Raw genomic sequence first — 19,487 nt, forward strand, 5'->3', positions numbered from 1 at the left:
AGTTTGTTAGCCCTTGACGGCTGACTGGGTGAGGCTGGCGATGATCCACCGCTGGGCCACAAGGAAGACGATGAGTGCGGGGGCGATGGCGATGGTGGTTGCAGCCATCACCTGCGCCACGTTGCCTGCGCCGTACGGGCCCAGCATGAGGACCAGCCCCAGGGGGAGCGTGGCGGTGTCGGTGCTGTTGAGGAAGATCGACGGCGCGAAGTAGGCGTTCCAGCTGCCCAGGAAGGTAATGACGCCCAAGGTGCTGACAGCGTTCTTGGCCAGCGGCAGGGCGATCAGCCGGTACGTCTGCCATGCGTTCGCACCGTCCATCCGCGCCGCGTCGATGATTTCCTGCGGCAGGCCCAGGAAGAACTGCCGGAGCAGGAACACCCCGAGGGCTCCGGTGATGCCCGGCAGGATCAGGCTGAGCGGATTGTCCAGGAGGCCGAACGTGCGCATCAGGAGGAACAGCGGGATGATCGTGACCTGGGCCGGCACCATGAGCGAGGACAGCAGGCCGACGAAGATGGAGTTCTTGCCGGGGAAGTCGAGCTTGGCGAAGGCATATCCGGCCATGGGCGCGGTGATGATCATCCCGATGCTCACGGCGATGGCGATGACGGCGCTGTTGAGCATGTTCCTCAGGATCGGAACAGGTCCGCTGACAGCGCCCGCGTAGTTGGACCAGTCCCATTCCGTGGGCAGCCACTGTGGCGGCAGGTCGTACGCGTGGCCGGCATCCCTGAGGGAGGTGGTGAACATCCACAGGAACGGGGCAATCATTCCGACTGCCCCGATGACGAGCAGCGCCACTGAAACGCATTTCCCGACGCCGGGCCGCCGTCGCGCGGCTTTTCCGGTGCCTGAGCGGGAAGGACGGACGGTTGTGTCGAGCCTACTCATTGTTCACCCACGATTTCCGGAGCCGGAACTGCAGCAGCGTGACCAGCATGATGATGATGAAGAGCGTTACGGCAATGGCCGAGGCGTAGCCCATGTCGAACTTGTTGAACGCGACTTCGGCGATGTACATGACGACACTGCGGCTGGCGTCTCCCGGACCTCCGCGGGTGAGGACAATGATCGACTCGTAGATCTGGAAGGCGCCGATGATCGTGATCGTGATGTTGAAGAAGGTGGCCTGGCTGATCATCGGTACGACGATGCGCCGGAAGACCTGCCATTCGTTGGCGCCGTCCATCCGGGCCGCCTCCACCATGTCCTTGGGCACTTCCTGAAGCGCGGCAACAAAGATGAGCATCGAGAATCCGACGTTCCGCCACGTGTCGACGATGATCACGGACAACTTGGAGAATTCGGGGCTGTTAAGCCAGTCGATTTTTTCTCCGCCGAGTCCGGCGATGTAGTAGTTCATGATGCCGGTGTCCTTCTGGAAGAGGGCCTGCCAGATGATGGACACATAGACGAGGGCAACGAGGTAGGGGAAGAAGTAGGCAGACCGGAAAACGTAGGTCAGCCCCTTCGGCAGCCTCTGGTTGATGAGGACGGCGAACAGCAGGGCAAAGGCGTTGATCAGCACCACAGCGGCGCCCACGTAGAGGACGGTGTTCCCGTACGTGGTGGCCAGCCGCTCGTCCCGGAACATGCGCACGTAGTTGTCGAATCCCACGAACTTGGGTGCGGTCAGGATGTTGTATTTCGTCAGGCTCAGGTAGAAGGCGGCGATCAGCGGTCCCAGGACGAAAATGACGAACCCGATGATCGTCGGGGCGGTGAAGGCGTAGCCGGTCAAGGCATCCTGGCGTTTGACGGCGCTGAGCCGGCTGGTCCGGCCAGGAGCCCCCGGCCCCGCCGCGCCCTGCTGGCGCGCGGCGGGACTCTGGGTTTCGGTGGTGGTTGTCACTTCAACGCTTCCTCGACGTCCTTGTTGGCTTTCTCCAGGGAGCCCGCGACATCCTGCCCGGACATGATTTCGTCCATCGCGCGCATGAAGGCGGGATCCAGGACGTTGTAGGCGCCCGGGGCGGCCACCGGCTTGGCGTAGGAAAGCGAGTTGTAGAACTCGCCGGCGTGCGCGGGTGCGGCCAGGAATTCCTTGGACGACGCCGCCGTCTTGGTGGACGGGACCGCGGAGCCGGCGTCGGCCCATTTCTTCTGGGTCTGCTGGTCCGTCAGCATCTTGATGAACTCCCAGGAAAGCCCGGGGTTCTTTGATGTTTTGGAGATGGCGAAGGCGCCGGCGCCGAAGACCGTGGCTTTGGTGGCGTTCTTCGGCCACGGCAGGATGTCGTAGTCGGAGAAACCGGCGGCCTTGAACCCGCCGGTGACAAAGTGTCCAGCGCCTGTCATGGCAGCCTTTCCGGCCGGGAAGAGCTGATAGGGGTCCGAGCCCTTCGGCTGGGGCGCCACGCCGTGCTTGGTAACGAGGTCCCGGACCCAGCCCATGGTTTCCTGAACCTTCGGATCCGTGAGCTGCGATGTCTTCAGGTCCTCGCTCATCATGGACGTGCCGTTGGAGTACAGCCACGGCGTAATGCCGAAGGAGTAGTAGGGCAGTGCGAATCCGTAGACCTTGTTAGCGCCGGAGCCGGTAGTCAGCTTCTTGGAGATCGCGAGGAAGTCGTCCCACGTCCAGTCGTCGCTGGGCCGCTCGATGCCGGCGTCCTTGAACATCTTGGTGTTGTAGTAGATCACCATGGTGTTGAAGGTGTTCGGCATCAGGTACGTGGAGCCGTCCTTGCGGAATCCGTCAAGGAGCTTCGGGTCGATGTCCTTCTCCAGGGACTGTGCCTCGGGATCGTTCTTCAGGAAGCCGTCCATGGAGGCGAAGAGCTCGTTGTCGAGCCCCAGTTGGACGCCTTCGGTGGCGATATTGATGACGTCCGGCGCCTGCCCCGCCGCAGCCTGGGTGACGAGTTTGTTGACGTACTCCGTCCAGGTGGTGATGGGCGTGAAGTTGTTGTTCACGGTTACGTTGGGGTACTTCTCTTTGAAGCGTGCGGCAACGTTGTCGTAGACGGCCTTATCGCCGGGATCGCCCCAGTTCGAAACCGAAATGGTAGCCGTGACGTCCTTGGCCGGGGCCGTGTATGACCCGTCTGCAGCCGGGGCGCTCGCGGTCTGCGTGCCACCACAGGCCGTGAGGGCGAGCAGCGCTGACGTGGCGGCCGCCGCCATCGTGATGCGCAGGGACTTTCTCATGGTGATGCTCCTTTGCACGTGGGCCTCCTGTCTGCGGAGGCCCTGCTGTTTGATGCGGATGGGGTCTAGTCTGTGGACCGGCGGAACTCGATGGTGGAGTTCAGCCGGCGGGTTTGGGTCCTGCTGTTGGGCTCGTTGATCCGGTTCATGAGCAGCTCGACGGCGGTTTCGCCGAGTTCGAACGCTGGCTGCCGGACTGTTGTGATCTGCGGTTCGAACAAGTCCGAGTAGGTGAAGCCGTCGAACGTTGCAAACGCGATGGCCCCAGGTATGGGGAGGTTCGCGTCCTGTACCGCTTTCAGGGCGCCCGCAGCCAATACGGTGCTGCACGCCAGAATGGCGGTCGGCCGCGTTTCCGGGTTCCGGATTATGCTGCCCACGCTTTCAAGGGTTGCTGCCGCAGTGGAGGTTCCCTCGCACATGATGCCCGGCGGGGTGCCCAGGCCCTGGGATTTCAGGGCTGCACGGAATCCTTCGAAGCGTTCCCTCAGCGAGGGAACCCGCAGATCACCCGCGACGAGGAGGATGCGCTCGTGCCCCTTGCCCGTCAGGTGGGCCACCAATTCGGCGACGGCGGCTGCGTTGTCCACGCCGACCTGGTCGACATCGAGGTCGGCCAAGCGGTCCAGGAGAACGAGGGGCTTGCTTTCCTCCCGGATACGGGTCAGCAGGTCCGGGCCGGAGCCTGCCGCGCGGGCGACGATAAGCCCGTCGACCCGCCGGTCAAGAAGTGTTTCCACGGCGATCCGCTCCCTGGCCGGGTCTTCGGCGGAGTTAGCGAGAAGCAGGGACAGCCCTAGCTGGGCTGCCGCTTCTTCGACGCCGTGGACCATATCCGCGAAGGCCGGCTCGCCGGCGTCGGACACGACCAATCCGATCGAATCTGTTCTGGAACGGCGCAGGGACCGTGCCAGCGCGTCGCGCCGGTAGCCGACACTTTGAACTGCAGCGAGGACCCTGGCGCGAGTCCCTGGCTCCACATGCCGGGTCTCGTTGATGACGTGCGAAACTGTGGACGTCGAGACACCGGCCAACGCTGCTACATCAACGATGGTTGCCATCGGAGCCTCCTATCGAAACGATTGCGCGAACGATTCGATGGTAGAGGCAAACGTTTCGATGTGCAATGGATCACAGGCAAAAAGATCGAAGGGTTACCCTCAGGCGTCCCCTGCGGGGCGGTCAATGCCCCGCGCTGAATGCCCCCAGGAGGTCTTGGCGTGCGGGGAGCCCGCGGCTGGCGTTAGGACACGGCGGCGGAACCGGTGGAACCGCGGTACTCGATGGTGGGTGCGATCCGGACAAGGGAATGCGCGGCAGTCTTGTCTTCTATTCTTTGCGCAAGCAGGTCGGCGGCGGTCACGCCGACCTCGAACGCGGGGTGGCGAACGGTCGTAAGGCGCGGTTCGAAGAGATCGGCGTAGGCAAAACCGTCAAAGGTGGCAAAGGCAATGTCTTCCGGCATTCGAAGGCGCCGGCGCTGGATGATGCGCAGGGCGGCGGCGGCCAGGACGGTGCTGCAGGCGATGGCGGCGGTGGGCCTGTCGGGCCTGTCGAGGGCCTCTTCGATCTGGGCGTCGACGACGTCGGCTTGCGCGGCGGCGATCTTCACCTGCCCCTTTGCGGGCAGTCCGGCCCGGGTGACGGCATCGTCGAACGCTTCGAGGCGCTCCCGCAACGTCGCGACCCTGGTGTCCCCTGCGATGAGCATTATTCTCTGATGTCCCTGAGCGGACAGGTGCGCCACAAGCTCCGCTGTTGGTTGCCGGTTCTCGATGCCCACCTGGTCGAATGGAAGGTCCGACAGCCGGTCCATAAGTACCAGCGGAGTTTCCTGTTGGGCAAAGACCGCCAGTGCGTCGGGGGCGGAGCCGGCTGCCTGTGCGAGGATGATGCCGTCGACGCGCCGCTCCAGCAGTGCCTGAATCGCGCGTGCTTCCCGCTGGGGATCTTCGGCGGAATTGGCCAGCAGCAGCGTGACTCCGTGGCGAGCCGCGGCCTGTTCCACTCCGCGGATCATTTCGGCGAAGGACGGTTCTCCGCCGTCGGAAACGATAAGGCCGATGCTGTCCGTCTTGGAGCGGCGCATGGCCCGCGCCAGGGCATCTTGCCGGTAGGAGGTGTCCTCGATGGCCTTCAGCACCCGCTGCCGGGTTTCCTCATTGACGTGCCGGGTGCCGTTCAGGACGTGGGAGACCGTGGAAATGGACACCCCGGCGAGCTTCGCCACTTTTACCATCGTCGTCATTGCCGGGCCCCTCGGAAAAGCGTTTGCGCGAACGTTTCGCGCTGATAGCCGCCAGTCTACAGAGCCTCCCGGCTCCTGCTCCGGCGGTATATCGGCCCGGGGCCAGGTCTGCCCGGCTCGGGAGGGGTTGGGCCAGTTCTCCAGCATGGCTGGCTCCGCACCGGAGCCGACCTGACCGCCCCAAAAGGAAAGGCGGACGACGGCGGGTCCTCCCGCCGTCGTCCGCTTTGGTTGTGTTTTGCGTGGCGACGCCTCGAAACGGGCGCCGCGATGAACCTATGCCCCGGCCGAACTCCGGGGCGACGTGGCGAGGGCAGGCTCGCTGGCCTTCGTTGCCTCGGCCGGCTGCAGGTCTGCTTCCAGCGTGGAGTTCTTGGACGGGTCCTTGACCATGATGGCCGCCACCAGGGTGAGCGCGATGCAGGCCGTGACGTACCAGAAGAAGGCGGACTCGGCACCGCCCTGCTTCAGTGCGAGCGCAACCGGTTCTGCCGTTCCTCCGAAGGTGGCCGCGACCAGGGCGTGCGGAAGGCCGACTCCCAGGGCACGTACGCGGGTGGGGAACATTTCAGCCTTGACGATGGCGGCGCAGGCCGTGTAGCCCGACACGAAGACCAGGCCGAGCATCATCATCCCGAAGGCTGCGAAAACATTGGTGGTCTCGGCGAGCATGGTCAGGATGGGCACGGTGACGATGGTGCCGCCGATGGAGAAGAAGAGCATCACCTTGCGGCGCCCGACGCGGTCGGACAGGGCGCCGGCGATGGGCTGCAGGAACATGAAGAGCAACAGGGCAACGAAGCTGATGACGGACGCGTCTTCCTTGGCGATCCCCGAGGTGTTGACCATGTATTTCTGCATGTAGGTCGTGTAGACGTAGAAGGACACGGTGCCGCCGATGGCCAGCGCGAAGACGGCTGCGAGCTGCTTGGGGTACTGCAGGAGAGCCCGCAAGGACCCCACGGGCTTGGTTCCGTTTTCCAGGCCTGCCGCCTCACGCGCCTTCTCGATCTTGTAGTGCTCGGACTCATCCATGGAGCGGCGGAGAATCATCACGCCGAGTCCGGCGACGGCGCCGATGATGAACGGAACACGCCATCCCCATTCGCCCATCTGCTCCGGGGTCAGAATGCGCTGGAGCAGGATCATGACAAGGAGTGCGGACAGCTGGCCCACGATGATGGAAACGTACTGGAAGCTGGAGAAGAACCCGCGCTTGCCAGGCGTGGCCACCTCGGACAGATACGTCGCGCTGGAACCGAATTCCCCGCCGACGCTGAGGCCCTGCAGGAGGCGGGCAACGACCAGAACGATCGGGGCCAGGATGTCGATCGATTCATACGACGGCGTGAGGCCGATGGCCAGCGATCCCGCGCTCATGAGCAGCACCGAAGCCGCCAGCGCGTTGCGGCGCCCGTGCCGGTCCGCGTACATGCCCAGCAGCCAGCCGCCCAGCGGCCGCATCAGGAAGCCGACGGCGAAGACGGCGGCTGTGGACAGCAGCTGCACCGTCGGATTGCCGGCGGGGAAAAACTCGGCAGCGAAGTAGATGCTGAACGAGGCGTAAACGAACCAGTCGTACCATTCGATCAAGTTGCCCAGGCATCCCTTGACAACATTGCTGACGACCCGGGGCTTGGCCGTTGGCACCGAGGCTTGTTGAGTGTTCATTTGAACTCCTTTGTTCTTGGTCGATGCCGCTGGCGTTCTGCCTCAACATCGAGTTCGGGTCTTGCGCCCTTGAACTACTTCAAATGTGTCTCAGGTCACCCTCGGTGAATAGCGAATGGCCGATTTCTTAGCACTCCCTTAGGACAGTCGCCGGGGGAAAGCCGGCGCACCAACGGAATGGGTTTTGGGCGCGCCGGAGCGCAGCCTGAATTGGCAGACGAAAGAAAGCAGGACTACTCAGTCATGCTCTAGCAGCGCGGCACGGCGGAAGTCACACGCGTGCCAGTCCCTGCGCCTCATCCGGCGACGGGGTTTCGGCCACACGCTCATCGAAATGGGTGGCCAGCAGCTCACCGGAGTGCATGATGTGCTCTTCCATTTCGCGGCGTGCGGTGTCCGCGTCCCTTGAACGGATCGCATCCAGGAGCTTGGAGTGGTCATCCACCGTGGCCTGGGGCCAGCCCTGGATGTTGGCGTAAAAACGCCGCGGCACGTACCGGGAAACGAGGCCCATCACCCAGATGATTTTGCGGGAGTCGGCAAGGAGGTTGATTTCCCGGTGGAAGGCGTGGTTCTTCTCCTCGAGCAGCACTTCGTCGTGCCTGGTCGCCGCCGCGATCAGCTCGTGGTGCAGGGCCTCGAGCTCGGCAAGGTTGTCTGCCGTGGCATTTAGTGTGGCCCGGGCGGCAAGCTCGCCGCCTATCAGGGCCTGGACCCGGAAAATGTCCCGGATGTCCTTCCCCGTCAGCGGCGCCACCTGGAACCCTTTGCGGGGCACCAGTTCAAGGAATCCTTCCACCCGCAGGGATTGCAGGGCCTCCCTGACAGGTGTGGTCGAGATTTGCAGGGCTTCACCCAGGACTTCCGGACGCACCTGCGTGCCGGGGCGGAGGCTGCCGGACATGATCAGGGCGCGAATGTAGGACGAGGCTTCATCGCTTAGCTGCGGACGCACACGCTTGCGTTCACTCATGGTTCTTTCTCTTTCTGCTTAGCTACAACCCAAATTACGGCATCTGCGGCGAAGTTAACCGTGATGGCGGCGGTAGGCTGCTGCCGCTCCCGGATGGAGTTGCACTCCGGAGGTGTAGATCAACGAACGCGTGTCCAGATACTGCACGCCTGCGGTGCCCGCGGGAACCAGCTCGGAAGACTTGTTTATCAGGACATCGACGATCCTGCCCACTACGTCCTCAGGCAGATCAGAACGGGCCAACAGGAGGCTGGCGATGCCGATGGAACCGACCTCGCCGGCGGAACCGTACAGGCCTTTTGCCAATCTGACCGGCTGATACACCGGACCGTATTGCTTCTGCATGGTCTGCAGTTCGCCGGAGAGGTCGAGGAGCCGGATGCCGGAGGCGGGCCCGCGTCCGCCGCTCGTGTCCATTTCCGGGTGGGGCACTCCGCCGGCAATAAGGGCGGCGTCGACGCGGCCGCTGGCGAGTGCATCCAGGACCCCGGTGATGGGAACCGGCCGGACCCGCACCGCCGCCTCGCTGAGGCCGCCGGCCGACAGCAACAGGCGCCCTGCCCTGGCGGTGGCTGAACTGGCTCCGAGGCTAACCGTTCGCCCGCGCAGGTCAGCGAGGGCGCGAATCGTCGAATCCGCGGGCACAGCCAGCTGAAGGTAGTTCAGGTAGACCCGGCCCACTGCACGCAAACCTTCCTTCTCCGTCATGGCGACGTCGGCCAAAGCCAGGGCCAGGTCCAGACGGCCGGCCAGGAGGTCCGCTATGTTCTCGACCGAGCCCCCTGTTATCCGCGGCTCGAGCGTGAAACCCACATCGGAGCGTGAAACGGCACCCGCCAGCGACTGCCCGAAATCGTAGAAAAAACCGCGGTTCTCGGCTGTGCCGAGGCTGAAGACCCGTACCGGCGGCTGGCACCCTCCCAAGGCGATGCCGGATGCCAGGACGGTGAGGCCGGCGAGCATGGCCCGTCGGGAGATGTGCAATCCCATGTCGCTGCGCCGCATCAGCCGGATGCCTTCGTCCGCTTTGAGGCCCGTTCCTTGGGCGCTGCAGCTTGAACCGGGGTTGCTTCAACCGGGCGCGGAAAAGACATGGTGACGGTAAGGCCTCCTCCTGGAGTTTCCTGGAGCGCCAGCTCGCCGCCGTTGGTTTCCACCAGGGCTTCAACGATGGATAGTCCCAAACCGGTGCCACCGGGGCGCGTGCTTTCTCCCGGCTCGCCGCCCGGGCGCCTGCCCCGAAAGAACCGCCGCGTGACCAGGTCCAGCTCATCGCCGGGCACCCCCACGCCGTCGTCCGCAACCGTGATGACCGTCTGCGATCCGGCTTCCGGCTCCGGCCCGGAATTCGACCCAATCGAAATCCGCACGGCTGTTCCACGCCCCGAGTATTTGCAGGCGTTGTCGAAAAGCACATCGAAGACCTGCTCCAGATCTCCTGCGCTTACCTGCGCCACAAGTTCTTCAGGTGCCTCACGGACATGGAAAGCGGTACCGGACTCCGCGGCCGTGCTGTGCCAGAAATCTGCGCGTTCGACGGCGACAAGGTACGGAACGCAGGTGCGTTCGCCTTGGGTGCCCTCCGCCCGCGGCGTCTCGGCGACCGACAGCGCCAGCAGATCATCCAGGATCTCCTGCAGGCGGAGCGTCTCACCCAGGGCGCGCCCGTAGCCTGGTTTCCCCTCACCCCGGACCAGCGGTCCAAGCAGGTCCAGCCGGAGCTGGAGGGCGGCCAGCGGGTTTCGGAGCTGGTGGGCCGTATCGGCGATCAGCCTGCGTTGCGCGTCCGCAGACGCATGGACCGTCGCCGCCATCCTTTCGAACGCCTTCGAAAGCGCGCGTAGCTCCGGCGGACCGCTCCGGCCTGAATCCGACGATGAGGCGGCGCTCCCGGTGACACCTGCGACAAACGGAAGGCTGTTCGTCACCTGCTCGATGCGGGTGCTGACTTCCTCAAGAGGACGAAGCACCCACCGGCTGACCCAGAGCGCAAGCGCGCCGAAGCCGACCACCGCCGCCAGGAATCCCACGACTATGAGAGCCCACCCCTGAAGGATGTCTCCGCGGGCGCGCCCGGTCGAGGCGACAATCACGACGGCGCCGTTGACCTGGGCCCCCGTTCCGATGGGCTTGGCGAAGACGACAGTTTCCGGGCTCCACGGTGTCAGCAGCTCCACGGCCGAGGACCGTTCATTCCGCAGTGCGCGGCCAATAGCGGATGACACCACCGGATCCTCAAGGCTTGTGCCCACGGTGCGGGGCGCTCCTCCCCGTGTCGAGACCACCGCCAGGGCTTCGCCGTAAAGGGCGTGGTACGCATCGATTTCTTCAAGGAGGAGGCCGGGGCTGCTGCTCCTGACGTATCCGTCCGCAAGGTCGGCGAAGCGTTGGAGATCCGCATCCCGGCTGAGGACGAATTCGCGTGTCCTTACGTCGGCTATGGACGCCGCGAGGGGGAAGGCAAAGGCCGTGACGGCGATGGCGCCAAGAACGGCCAGGACCAGGAGCAGGCGGCTTCTCATGGTTCCTAGCCGATCCAGCGGTAGCCGAAGCCGCGGATGGTCTCGATCAGCGCGGGACGGCCAAGCTTGGCACGGAGCGCTGTCATATGGACATCGAGGGACCGGGAGACGGCCACGAAGGCATCCCCCCAGATCTGGTCCATCAGCTGCTGCCTGCTGACGGCTGTGCCAGGGTTGTCGACCAGCGCCGCCAGCAGTTCGAATTCCTTGGTCGTAAGCGGCACGGGGGAGCCCGCCACGGTCAGGGACCGGCCTGCCAGGTCAATGGCCACGTCTCCGAACTGGCGGACCTGGGCAGGGGACTCCCTGACGCGGCTGGCGCGCCTTCGGATGGTTTCGATCCGGGCCAGCAGCTCAGTCATCCGGGCGGGCTTAACCAGATAGTCGTCGGCGCCGTTCCGGAGGCCGCGCACCACCGACCGTTCATCGTCGCGGGCGGTAAGGATGATGACGGGCACTGCCGACACCTGGCGGAGGTTGCGGAGGACCTCGATGCCGTCCATGTCGGGGAGGCCGAGATCCAGGAGAACGAGGTCGAAGTCCGGATGCCGCGTCAAAATGTCGGCGCCACGTGACATGCGCTCTGCGGCGATCCGGTTCGCCGTCAACGCATCAACCAATGCGCTGGCAACACCGTCGTCGTCCTCGACGACCCCAATACGCATTGCGGTGGCTCCTTTCAGCGCCCGGGCGGTGCAGGGGTCCTGCACCGCCTTGCGCGTGTGGTTACTTTAGGCCTCGACAGGACGGGTGGGCCACTGCCGGAGCCTACGCTGTCCTAGCCGACCCGGTAGTCGACTTCTCCGACCTGGGCGGCTGTTGCCAGCAGCCGCTCCTGTGCGGTTTTGTGCTGATTCGAGTAGCCTTCCGCCGGGGAGGCGGCCTCCGGCCTGCCCACGAATCCGAGACTGAACCTGCCCAGTCCCATCTTCAACAGCTTCGGCAGGGCGTAGGTCCAGGCGCCCATGTTTTCCGGCTCTTCCTGGACCCAGACGATCTGCTCCAGCTGCGTCGCCGCCGCGACTTCCCGCATGATCTCCTCGTGGGGGAAGGGATACAGGCTTTCGAGCCGAAGGAGCCGGACGCCGTCGCCGAGCCTGTCCTTGATTTCGACGCCGATCTTTCCGGAGCACAGCAGCAGCCGCCGGGCCTCGTGGCCGGGCGCCCCGTCCGCCAGGACCGGCCGGAACCGGGCCGGCGAGAACTCTGCGACAGGGGACTTTGCCGACTCCGCCCGCAGGAGGGACTTCGGTGTGAAGATGATGTGCGGACGCGGGTCCTCCATCGCGGCCGCCGTAACAAGGGCGGCGAAATACTGGGCTGCGGTGGTGGGGATGAGGATGCGGGAGTTGTCCCGGGCCGCTAGCTGCAGGAAGCGCTCCAGCCGGGCCGAGGAATGCTCCGGGCCGGCGCCTTCCCAGCCATGAGGCAGGAGGACCACAAACCTGCCGTCGCGGCCCCACTTGTCCCTGCCGGCCATGACGAACTGGTCGAACATCACCTGGGCGACGTTGACGAAGTCACCGAACTGGGCTTCCCAGATCTGCAGGGAGGCGGGGTTCGTGCGGCCGTAGCCGTACTCAAACCCCACTGTGGCGACTTCCGTGAGTGGCGTGTTGGCCACGAGGAAGGGGGCCTTGTCGAACGCCAGCCGCTCGGCCTTGTTACCGGTATCGGCGTCGTGGACAACGATGTGCCGGTGGCTGAAGGTGCCCCGTTCGACGTCTTCGCCCGTGAGCCGGACGGGTGTGCCGGCTTCGTTGATGAGTTTCAGCGCCAGCAACTCCGCCTGGCCCCAGTCAACCAGGGAGTCCTGCGCACGCAGGGACCTCCTCTTGTTGAATTGACGCATCAGTTTGGGGTGGATCTCAAAGTCGGGGCGGTCCTGCTCGGCTTCGTCCAGCACCTGAAGGGCCCACGCCGGCGCAGCGCCGTGCAGCGCTCGCTGAACCTCGGGCCGCGCCGCCAGATGCTGGGTAATGACGGTGTTGAGGTCGAACGTCCTGGCCCGGTCAAGGGCATCGACGAGCCGCAGTCGCTCAGCGGTCCGCGTTTCGGCAACGTAATCGCCTGAGATAAGTCCTGAAGCTTCGAGCTTGGCGGCGTAAATCTCGTGGACAGGCGGGTGCTCGTCGATGTCCGCGTAGTAGACCGGCTGGGTGTAGCGCGGTTCGTCGGTTTCGTTGTGCCCGTGCCGGCGGTAGCCCTGCACATGGATGACGATGTCCTTGCCGAAGCGCTCGCGGTATTCGAAGGCGATCCTTGCGGCTACCAGGTTGGCGTCGATGTCGTCGGCGTCGGTGTGGATGACGGGAACATCGAACCCCTTGACGACGTCGGAGGGCCATGCCGTGGAGCGGAGCTGGAACGGTGTTGCGGTGAAGCCGAGCCGATTGTCCTGGACAATGTGCACCGTTCCGCCGACGTTGTAAGGGGCCAGGCTCTGCAGGTTGAACGTCTCGTAGACGACGCCCTGGCCCGTGAAGGCAGCGTCGCCGTGGAGAAGGACGGGCAGCACCCGGTGGCGGGCCTGTTCCCTCGACTCGCCGCTGGCCACGAGCTCGTCCTGCTTGGCACGCGCGGCGCCGAGAGCGACCGGTGAAACGAACTCAAGGTGGCTGGGGTTTTGCTCGAGCATGACGCTGATGGATGATCCGTCGACGTCGGCGAAGGTGCCCTTGCCGCCGAGGTGCTGGCGGACGTCGCCTGACGGGGCATGCACGGTGGCCTGCGCGGTGGGGAGGAATTCGGCGAAAATCCTTTCCATGGGCCAATTAAGGACGTGGGCCATGATGCTCAGCCGTCCGCGGTGTGCCATCCCCAAGACGGTATCGGAATAGCCTGCAGAGGCCGCGTGGCCGGTCATCTCCGCCAGGGCCACGATGGTTGCCTCAAGCCCCTGGACCGAGAGGGTCTTCTGTCCGAGGAACTGGGTCTGCAGGTACGCCTCGAAGACATCGATCTCGGTCGAGAGCCGCAGGGCCTGAAGCCTGCGGGAGGGGGATGGGGCCGGGGTGCCGTTCCTGAGGAGATCGGACAGCCACTTGCGGGTTTCCGGATCGGAGAGGTGCCCGAATTCAACTTCGACGCCCTGGGGAAGCCAGGACCCTTCGTCGCGTGCCCGCACCGGTTCGAGCCGGGCAACGGTGGCGCTTCCGGTGCTGCTGAACTCGGCCAGCCTCACGTCGTCATGGTCGGATCCTGCCTGGGTGGGAAGGCCCAGCAGCGGCCCGCCCCGGTCCGCCTGCAGTTCGCTTTCGAGTTCGGCCAGGAACTCGGGGGAGCGCAGGAGTTTTTCAACGGTTCCCAGGAACAGCCCCGAGTCCGCGCCCTGGATGGCGCGGTGGTCATAGGTGGAGGACAGCGTGAGCACCGGGTTGACGGGGTGGGTCTCTGACAGCGTCTCCAGGCCTGCCGGCACGCCGATTGCACCGGCGGCGACGATGATGCCGGGCCCGGGCGGCAGCAGGGGAACACCTGTGGTTGACCCGAACCGGCCGGTGCTGGTGAGGATGAGCGTGGCACCGCGGAGATCGGCGACGGCGATCGATCCGGCACGGCAGGCTTCGGACAGTTCGCCGAGCCGGTCAGCGAAGACCGGGAAGGTCAGGCTGGCGGCGTCCCGGATAACCGGGACCATGATCGAGTGGCCGGCAGCGGTTTCGACGTCGACTGCGACGCCCAGGTTCACGGTTGCCTCTTCGACCAGCACCAAGTCGGTGCCGGCCGACTCGATCCGCCTCCTGGCCGCCGGCACGTCGTGCTGCGCGGCCCGGGCCATGGCGCAGGCGAGGACGGCGGCGATGGGAACGCTGAAGCCCTGTCCCCGCAGCTTCTCCCGCCACTTCATGAGGGCTGACACCTCAAAGGTGCGGATCGTGGAGGCGGTCGGAATGCTGAGGCTGGCGTCCATGTTCCGGGCCATGGCAGCTGCCCGGCCGCGGAGGGGGCGCCGAATATCGCCGGCAGCCTTCCCGCTGTCAGCGGGTGCTGGATCGGCGGGGCTGGAATCGGGTGTCGATACGTTTTGAAGCATGATTATCTTTCCGAAGCGGTCTCAGTAGGAGCGGGGCAGGCCGAGGACCTTGTGGGCAATGAAGTTCTTGATCATGTTGTTGTTCACGGGGGCCACCTGGAACATGCGCGTTTCGCGGAACTTGCGTTCGACGTCGTATTCGTCCACAAAGCCGTAGCCGCCATGGGTGTCCAGGCAGGCGTTGGCGGCCGCCCAACTGGCTTCGGAAGAGAGGTGCTTGGCCATGTTGGCTTCGGCGCCGCACGGTTCGCCGGCGTCGAACAGCCGGGCAGCTTCGTAGCGCATCATGTCTGCCGCGCGGACCTTCATGTACGCGTCCGCGATCGGGAACTGGACTCCCTGGTTGGAGCCGATTTTCCGGCCAAACACCTCACGGCTGTTGGCGTAGTCAACCGCCCGCTGCGTGAACCAGTAGCCGTCGCCCACGGCTTCCGCCGAGAGCAGGATGCGTTCGGCATTCCAGCCGTCCAGGACATAGCGGAAGCCTCTGCCCACCTGGCCGATCACTGCGGATGCGGGTACGCGCATGCCCTGGTACCAAACCTGGTTGGTTGCGTAGTTGAACATGGTCCGGACCTTGACGACCTTGAGCGTGTTGGGCTGTTCCTCCCGAACCTGCCGCAGATCCACCAGGAACAGCGTCAGGCCGTCGGTCTTGTCCGTCCCCTTCGTGGCCGTGCGGGCGAGCACGAACGCGAGGTCCGACTCCTCAATCCGGCTGGTCCAGCTCTTGTGGCCGGTGATGATGAAGTGATCACCGTCCGGGACGGCTTCCGTTTCGATGCTGGTGGTGTCGGAGCCGGCCTTGTCCTCGGTGATCGAAAAGGCCTGCAGGCGCAGCTTCCCGGCCGCGATCTGGGGAAGATATTCATTCTTTTGCGCGTCGTTGCCGTGCCTCAGCAGCGCACCCATCGTGTACATCTGCGCGTGGCAGGCGGCCGAATGCCCTCCGGACTTGTTGATCTCCTCCATGATGACGCTTGCCTCGGTCAGGCCCAGACCCAGTCCGCCGTACGCGGCGGGAATGAGCGCGGAGAGCAGGCCCGCTTCAGTGAGGGTGTCCACAAACTCCTGCGGATACCGGCGGTTCCGGTCCGTCTCCCGCCAGTATTCGTCAGGGAACCTGGCGCAGAGTTCGCGGGTCTGCTGGCGCAGCTGCTCAATTGAGATAGGTGTGGGCATCTTTGCTCCTTTTGGCTTGGTCGGCTGCCTTCTCGACGGCCCTCTGCAACGACGATACATAATATATTCACGTGCTGGCAAGAGTTTTGAACGAATCATTTCCCGCTTGAAACCTTGACATTGCAGGGCAAGAGAGGGAATCCTGAAGTCAATGCAGAATATATTTGCCGTACGGATGGTCTCTGGGCGGCAGGAAACCAAGGGAGATTGATTCATGGCAGCAACCGCATCACCGGCATCTTCCGGGGAGACTCGCGTCGTGACGGGCTGGACGGGGCGACTGTTCGAAGACTTCACAGTGGGAGACATTTACTACCACCCCTTCGGCAAGACGGTCACCGAAGCCGACAACCAGAGCTTCACGCTGATGACCCAGAACGTTGCGAAAACCCACGTCGACCGCAATTTCGCCAAGGCCACTGAGTTCGGCCTGCCCCTGGTCAACTCGACGTTCACCCTGGCACTGGTCACCGGACAGTCCACCATCGATCTGTCCATGAACGTCTTCGCCAACATGGGCTGGGACGAGGTAAGAATGCCCAACCCGGTCTTCGAAGGTGACACGATCTATTCACGGTCCAAAGTGCTCGCTGTCCGGGAATCAAAATCGCGCCCCAACCTGGGCCTCGTGACGGTGGCCACCGAAGGATTCAATCAGGACGGCAAGATTGTCATCAGCTACCGGCGCACGTTCATGGTCTACAGGCAGGGCCACCTGCCGGGCGTGGAGGCTGCCCGTCCGGACGAATCCACCCTGCCGCACATTGGAGACTTCCAGTGACGGCCCCGGAGACGTTGTCAGCCACAACCACCGGCGAGGGCATCGTATCGGAAGCGGTTACCGCGCTGTTCGTGCCGGGTGACCGCCCCGAAAGGTTCGCCAAGGCGACGGCCTCGGGTGCCGACGTCGTGATCATTGACCTTGAGGACGCCGTCGCTCCCGCCGATAAGGCGGCAGCGCTGGCATCGGCGGTGGACGCCCTGGCCCGGGGCGGCGTGCGCGCCCTGGTCCGTGTGAATCCGATTGATTCACCGGCTTACGACGCCGAAATCACCGCTCTGCTGTCCCTCACCGAATGGCAGCACCACGGGCTGCTGGGCATCATCGTTCCCAAGGCCGACGATCCGGAGGTCCTTCTCCGGCTGCGCAACCGCCTTCCCGCAGATCTGGCGCTGGTTCCACTCATCGAGTCAGCAGCCGGGCTGATCCATGCCTTGGAGCTCGCACAGGTTCGCGGGATCACACGGCTGGCCTTCGGGGCCATCGATTTTGCCCTGGACATCAATGCGGACAGCGGAGACCGGTACCTGGACCACGCCCGCTCCGAACTGGTCCTGGCGTCCAGGGCCGCCGGCATCGCGGCGCCACTGGATTCTCCCTGCACCGAAATACGGGACGCGGGACGCATCTCCGAGTCGGCCAGACTCGCACGAAACTTCGGATTCAGCGGGAAGCTCTGCATCCACCCTGCCCAAATCCCCTTCGTCGGGGCGGCGTTCGCGCCCGCCGAAGAGGAAGTAGCGTGGGCGCTGTCCGTCATCGACGCCGAAGGGGGCGCCACCCAGGTGGCGGGGCAAATGATCGACCGGCCTGTCACCGAACGCGCCAAACGCATTTTGCACCAGGCCAAGAAAGGATCCTCGAATGGCTGAGCTGCCCTTGGAAGGCATCACCGTTGTTTCCCTGGAACAGGCCGTTGCCGCGCCCTTCGCCACCCGGCAGCTTGCTGACCTCGGGGCGAGGGTCATCAAGATCGAACGCGACACCGGCGACTTCGCCCGCGGCTACGACGACAAAGTGAGCGGAATGTCCAGCTACTTCGTCTGGCTCAACCGCGGCAAGGAAAGCATCGTCCTGGACCTCAAATCCGAGGACGGCCTCAACGTCCTGAAGAAACTGGTCTCCCAGGCGGACATCCTCGTTCAGAACCTCGCGCCCGGAGCCGTCGAGCGGCTGGGCCTCGGGCCCGACGACGCCCTGGCGCTCAACCCCCGGCTGATCCATGCCTCCATATCCGGCTACGGCCGCGGCGGCTCCCACGAACAGAAAAAGGCCTACGACCTGCTCATCCAGTGCGAGGCCGGGTTGCTCAGCGTCACGGGGACACCGGATTCCCCGGCGAAGGTGGGGGTGTCCATTGCCGACATCTGCGCCGGAATGTACGCCTACTCAGGAATCCTGACCTCGCTGCTGCAGCGGGCCGGGACCGGGCGGGGCGACGTTCTGGAGGTATCCATGCTCGAGGCCCTCGGTGAATGGATGAGCCAGCCATACTTCTACGCCGAATACGGGGGAGCCCCGCCGGCCCGGAGCGGCGCCCAGCATGCGAGCATCGCGCCCTACGGTCCTTTTCCCGCCGCAGACGGCACCGTGTTCCTCGGCATCCAGAACGAACGCGAATGGGCAACGTTCTGCGCGGACGTCCTCGAGCAGCCCGGCCTGGCGCAGGACCCCCGTTTCACCAGCAACACCCTGCGGGTGGAAAACCGCTCCGCGCTCCATGACGCCATCAACACCGCCCTTAGCCAGCAGTCGACGGCAGCTCTCATTTCCAGGCTCGACGCCGCCAGCATCGCGAACGCGCAACTGAGGAATATGCGCGACTTCTCGGCGCACCCGCAACTCAGCGAACGGAACCGCTGGCGGGACGTCGAGTCCCCGGTGGGGCCGGTTCGCAGCCTGATCCCGCCGGTGACATCCCGCGAGGGCGCCTTCCGCATGGGGCCGGTGCCGGCACTCGGCGAGCACACGGAGAAGATACGCGCCGAACTGGAAAACGGCGGAATCTTGAGGGTTCCTACATTGGCCCGTCCGGCCGCGAGCAGGAGATGAAGTGATCCACCAGCGGCTCCTCGCCGCCGGCGCGGCTGACCACTGACAGTTCCACCAGATCGATGCGGTCTCTGAGTTCGCGCCACACGAGCCCTCGGGACTGCCGTGCCACCGAGGACTTCGGAACCAGCGTCACGCCCAGCCCGCACTCCACCATGGCGAGCTGGGAATGGATGGAGTTGGCGAAGTGGTGCGCCTCGGGGCTGAAGCCCGCCTGCCGGCACGCGGCCACAAGTTCGTCGTGGTAGTCGGGGGAGATGGGGCGGGGGAGCCACACCCAGGAGTCGTCGCGGTAATCGGACAGGTCCACGGGGCCGTCCGTGCCCGCCAGTCGGTGGCCCTCGGGCATGGCGAGGACAAAGTGGTCGCGCCGGAGCGGTACTGAGTTCAGCTGGCGGCCCGTCACTGCCTGGCGGATCACCGCGACATCGAGTTCCCTGCGCAGCAGCGCATCACGTCCGTGGTGGGTATCGATCTCCTGGACGTGCAGCTCCACCAGGGGCCGCGACTCCCGGAAACGGCGGAGGATCTGCGGCAGCACCTCGCTGAACACGGACGTCACTGCGCCGATCCGGAGGATCCCGGCAAGCCCCGCGCTGGCCTGTTCGGCCACCTCACGGGCACGTTCGGACGCGCCGACCAGCAGCCGGCACTGTTCCAGGAACATCCGCCCGGCCTCCGTCAGCAGGACGGTGCGGCTGGAGCGGATGAGCAGTGTGGTGCCGAGCTGGCGCTCCAGCTGCAGGATGGCCTGGCTCAACGGCGGCTGGGACATGTGGAGCCGGTCCGCGGCGCGGCCAAAATGCAGTTCTTCTGCCACGGCGATGAAGAACCGTGCCTGGCGTACTTCCACCATGAAATCAGGTCGC

16 protein-coding genes are annotated in these 19,487 nt (G+C 64.8%); 3 read left to right on the forward strand and 13 right to left on the reverse strand.

Annotated features, from left to right (window positions below; genetic code table 11):
- Nucleotides 1–6 precede the first annotated feature (6 nt).
- The 12 genes from ASG92_RS08295 to ASG92_RS08350 all read right to left on the reverse strand — a co-directional run bounded on the left by ASG92_RS08295 (nt 7) and on the right by ASG92_RS08350 (nt 15,785).
- Nucleotides 7–804: a carbohydrate ABC transporter permease gene (locus ASG92_RS08295; protein WP_056626732.1), complete on the reverse strand. Its 798-nt coding sequence runs from the start codon at nt 802–804 to the stop codon at nt 7–9.
- Between the two features lie 82 nt (nt 805–886).
- Entirely contained in the window at nt 887–1,855 is a 969-nt protein-coding gene (locus ASG92_RS08300) for a sugar ABC transporter permease (RefSeq protein ID WP_056626734.1), read from the reverse strand.
- A complete protein-coding gene (locus ASG92_RS08305; protein WP_056626736.1) occupies nt 1,852–3,153 on the reverse strand; it encodes a sugar ABC transporter substrate-binding protein in 1,302 nt (433 codons plus the stop codon). The genes ASG92_RS08300 and ASG92_RS08305 overlap by 4 nt, the downstream gene beginning before the upstream one ends.
- A gap of 65 nt (nt 3,154–3,218) precedes the next feature.
- Nucleotides 3,219–4,214 (reverse strand): LacI family DNA-binding transcriptional regulator, encoded by a 996-nt coding sequence (locus tag ASG92_RS08310; RefSeq protein ID WP_056626738.1) that lies wholly within the window; start codon nt 4,212–4,214, stop codon nt 3,219–3,221.
- A gap of 182 nt (nt 4,215–4,396) precedes the next feature.
- Nucleotides 4,397–5,401, reverse strand: coding sequence for a LacI family DNA-binding transcriptional regulator (locus ASG92_RS08315; RefSeq protein WP_056626741.1), 1,005 nt, complete (start codon nt 5,399–5,401; stop codon nt 4,397–4,399).
- Nucleotides 5,402–5,677: 276 nt separating this feature from the next.
- Nucleotides 5,678–7,072 carry an MFS transporter gene (locus tag ASG92_RS08320; protein ID WP_056626743.1) on the reverse strand — a complete coding sequence of 465 codons (1,395 nt, stop codon included), beginning with the start codon at nt 7,070–7,072 and terminating at the stop codon, nt 5,678–5,680.
- A 271-nt stretch (nt 7,073–7,343) separates the two neighbouring features.
- On the reverse strand, nt 7,344–8,045 hold the full coding sequence (locus tag ASG92_RS08325) for a GntR family transcriptional regulator (RefSeq protein WP_056626745.1): 702 nt from the start codon (nt 8,043–8,045) through the stop codon (nt 7,344–7,346).
- A gap of 54 nt (nt 8,046–8,099) precedes the next feature.
- On the reverse strand, nt 8,100–9,050 hold the full coding sequence (locus tag ASG92_RS08330; protein ID WP_056626747.1) for a TAXI family TRAP transporter solute-binding subunit: 951 nt from the start codon (nt 9,048–9,050) through the stop codon (nt 8,100–8,102).
- Nucleotides 9,050–10,567: a HAMP domain-containing sensor histidine kinase gene (locus ASG92_RS08335; RefSeq protein ID WP_056626749.1), complete on the reverse strand. Its 1,518-nt coding sequence runs from the start codon at nt 10,565–10,567 to the stop codon at nt 9,050–9,052. The genes ASG92_RS08330 and ASG92_RS08335 overlap by 1 nt, the downstream gene beginning before the upstream one ends.
- Before the next feature lie 5 nt (nt 10,568–10,572).
- Entirely contained in the window at nt 10,573–11,232 is a 660-nt protein-coding gene (locus tag ASG92_RS08340) for a response regulator transcription factor (protein ID WP_056626750.1), read from the reverse strand.
- Nucleotides 11,233–11,345: 113 nt separating this feature from the next.
- A complete protein-coding gene (locus ASG92_RS08345) occupies nt 11,346–14,603 on the reverse strand; it encodes a 2-oxoglutarate dehydrogenase E1 component (RefSeq protein ID WP_082579384.1) in 3,258 nt (1,085 codons plus the stop codon).
- 21 nt (nt 14,604–14,624) lie between these two features.
- Entirely contained in the window at nt 14,625–15,785 is a 1,161-nt protein-coding gene (locus tag ASG92_RS08350) for an acyl-CoA dehydrogenase family protein (RefSeq protein WP_056626754.1), read from the reverse strand.
- A 214-nt stretch (nt 15,786–15,999) separates the two neighbouring features.
- Here ASG92_RS08350 and ASG92_RS08355 point away from each other — a divergent pair, with 214 nt between their 5' ends.
- From ASG92_RS08355 to ASG92_RS08365, 3 genes are read left to right on the forward strand one after another with little or no spacing between them, the layout of a single operon-like run.
- Nucleotides 16,000–16,566 carry a MaoC family dehydratase gene (locus ASG92_RS08355; protein ID WP_056626756.1) on the forward strand — a complete coding sequence of 189 codons (567 nt, stop codon included), beginning with the start codon at nt 16,000–16,002 and terminating at the stop codon, nt 16,564–16,566.
- Nucleotides 16,563–17,438 carry a CoA ester lyase gene (locus ASG92_RS08360; RefSeq protein ID WP_056626757.1) on the forward strand — a complete coding sequence of 292 codons (876 nt, stop codon included), beginning with the start codon at nt 16,563–16,565 and terminating at the stop codon, nt 17,436–17,438. The genes ASG92_RS08355 and ASG92_RS08360 overlap by 4 nt, the downstream gene beginning before the upstream one ends.
- A complete protein-coding gene (locus tag ASG92_RS08365) occupies nt 17,431–18,618 on the forward strand; it encodes a CaiB/BaiF CoA-transferase family protein (RefSeq protein WP_056626758.1) in 1,188 nt (395 codons plus the stop codon). Before ASG92_RS08360 ends, ASG92_RS08365 begins: the two co-directional genes overlap by 8 nt.
- Here ASG92_RS08365 and ASG92_RS08370 read toward each other — a convergent pair.
- A complete protein-coding gene (locus tag ASG92_RS08370) occupies nt 18,584–19,474 on the reverse strand; it encodes a LysR substrate-binding domain-containing protein (RefSeq protein ID WP_056626759.1) in 891 nt (296 codons plus the stop codon). The two genes, ASG92_RS08365 and ASG92_RS08370, sit on opposite strands and share 35 nt — an antisense overlap.
- Nucleotides 19,475–19,487 lie beyond the last annotated feature (13 nt).

Origin of the sequence: Arthrobacter sp. Soil736, from assembly GCF_001428005.1 — a bacterium.
Taxonomy (GTDB): Bacteria; Actinomycetota; Actinomycetes; order Actinomycetales; family Micrococcaceae; genus Arthrobacter.